This is a genomic window from Mycobacterium sp. (assembly GCF_036488105.1).
Taxonomy (GTDB): domain Bacteria; phylum Actinomycetota; class Actinomycetes; order Mycobacteriales; family Mycobacteriaceae; genus Mycobacterium.
The window spans coordinates 1-1588 of record NZ_DASXHW010000210.1 but is presented as its reverse complement, the minus strand read 5'-3'; the positions used below and the strand labels follow the sequence as shown (position 1 = coordinate 1588).

At 65.3% G+C, this 1588-nt stretch carries 1 protein-coding gene and 1 pseudogene; both read left to right on the top strand.

The annotated features are described in order from the left end of the window. Window positions 1–640 (top strand): helix-turn-helix transcriptional regulator (locus tag VGH54_RS11420; RefSeq protein ID WP_331512097.1); only part of this gene is annotated, 640 nt, incomplete at its 5' end. Window positions 641–990: 350 nt separating this feature from the next. Further along, a pseudogene (locus VGH54_RS11415) lies at window positions 991–1588 on the top strand (cobalt ABC transporter); the annotation flags it as partial.

The window sequence follows — 1588 nt, the reverse complement described above, 5'->3', positions numbered from 1 at the left end:
ATCGAACACCGGCTGGGGCCTTGCGGCGTCCCTGACGACGCGATCGCGTCTCTACATCGCGGAGGGCGAGCTCGACGCCGCCGAACGGGATGCCTACGACGCGCTCGAAGCGGCCGCCAGCCTTGGCGGTGACCTCATCGTTCCATTCGCCCTCGACTGCCTGGGCATCGTGGCGGCTCAAAGTGACAACCACCTGTTGGCGGCCCGGTTATTGGGCGCGGCGGACGCCGCCCGCCAGCACATGAGCTTCGTGCGGTTCAAGGTTCTCGACGAGAGCGATGAAGCCACCATCGCCGCGGTTCGGGATGCTCTGGGTGCGAACGACTTCGACGCCGCATGGGCCGAGGGCGCGGCTTTGTCGATCAAGGACGCCACCGCCTACGCGCTGCGAGGACGCGGCGAACGTAAGCGCGCCACGAGCGGCTGGGCATCGCTGACCCGCACCGAGCTCGACGTCGTAAAACTCGTCAGCGAAGGCCTGGGCAACAAGGAGGTAGCCGCGCGGCTGTTCGTCTCACCCCGAACTGTGCAGGCACACCTCACGCACGTCTACACCAAGCTCGGGCTCACCTCTCGCGTACAACTCGCTCAAGAAGCGACGCGTCGTGGCTGGACTGCCGACGGCATCTGTGCCGACTGAGTGTGACCTGTCACGACTCGACTTTGCTAGCAGCACAGCAAATCTCAGTACCCCGGTCGGAGCTGGCATCGGTGCTGGGCTGAAGCTCGACAGAGTCTGTAGAGCTGCGGACGTCGAGGTCAGCGACTTTCTCAGCGACTTCTCAACACCCCGTTCATACCCTTGGCTCCCATGTGTAGAACGGACCGCTTTGCCCGCCGGACTCGCGGGTCGTGGGCTCGATCGGGTGGTGAAGCAAAATGATTCGGACGCTTTCGCAGGATGAAGCCAACGACTGTCAGACTCCATTGATGGGCGTGTCTGGTGAAGCTCGGTCGCTAAAGCCGAGCGAACTGGCCCATGCATCGGTGATGGGTGCGCTGTGCGCGGCTATCTCGATCATTGCGGTCGTCCTCCCGCACGCGGGGGGCCTGGGACTGCTCGGCGCCGTGCCGATGGGGCTGCTGGCCTATCGCTATCGGATCCGGGTTCTGATCACCGGTACGGTCGCAGCCGCCGTGATCGGCTTCCTGGTAGTCGGCTTGAGCGGCCTAGGGGCGGTCGCGCTGTGCGCCTATGTCGGCGGGCTGGCCGGGATCGTAAAACGCCGTGGTCACGGTCTACCGACCGTCACCGCGGCATCCTTTGTCGCCGGTATTGGCGTCGGTGCTGTGGTGATCGTCGCGTTGACGGTCCTGGCGAGCCTTCGGCAGCTGTTGTTTCACGCGATCACCGCCGCGGTGGGCGGGGTCGCGGCAGTCCTGGCGCGGGTGCCGCATTTGCAGGCTGTCGCGCACGAGTTCACCCGGATCTTCGCCGAAGCGTTGTACTACTGGCAGTGGCTCGCCCTCCTAGGCGCCATCGTCGCCATCATGGTCGCCTCGCTGATCGGTTGGTTGGCGCTCTCGCGCGTGCTGGAGCGGCTGGGCGGCGTTCCCGATGTGCACAAACTGGACGCGGCGGCCGATA